1 protein-coding gene is annotated in these 504 nt (G+C 44.2%); it reads right to left on the bottom strand.

The window, feature by feature from the left end:
• On the bottom strand, nucleotides 1-500 hold a 500-nt coding region (locus ACWHAR_RS32550; protein WP_452089109.1), incomplete at its 3' end, for an ABC transporter permease.
• Nucleotides 501-504 lie beyond the last annotated feature (4 nt).

Here is a 504-nt window from a genome sequence, read left to right as displayed (position 1 = left end):
AGGCGCGCTGTCGTCGTCCATCTCGTCAAGGCGAATATTAAAATCAGTTTATCTATGCCCGGCTGGAAGATGGTGACCAGCGTGATTAACAGAAAGATGTCGGGTATGGATAATACAATATCCACCAGTCTCATCATAATAGCGTCGATTATTCCGCCAAAGTAGCCGGCGATTGCGCCGACCACCGTACCTATCGTAATCGATCCAAGTACAGAGGCAAAGCCTACAAGTAAAGAAACCCGAGCCCCATAAAGTAAACGGCTGAAAATATCTCGGCCAAACTTGTCTGTTCCCATTAGATGTTCACCACTTGGCGGTTTTAGCTTATTCAGAAGGTTTTGCTGTTCCGGCGGGTATGGAGCGATCACCGGAGCAAAAATCGCTGATAGGATAATAATAAATAATAAAACTCCTCCAATTACCGCCAGCTTGTTTTTATAAAACTTTTCAAAAAAGATTTTTGTCATTGTCTCGGGCTTTGGTGCGACATTTTCCTGCAATGTG

The sequence above is a fragment of the Bacillus sp. LR--39 genome, assembly GCF_053613335.1.
Note: the sequence above shows the minus strand (reverse complement) of the source record. Positions and strands in the feature narration are given on the sequence as shown.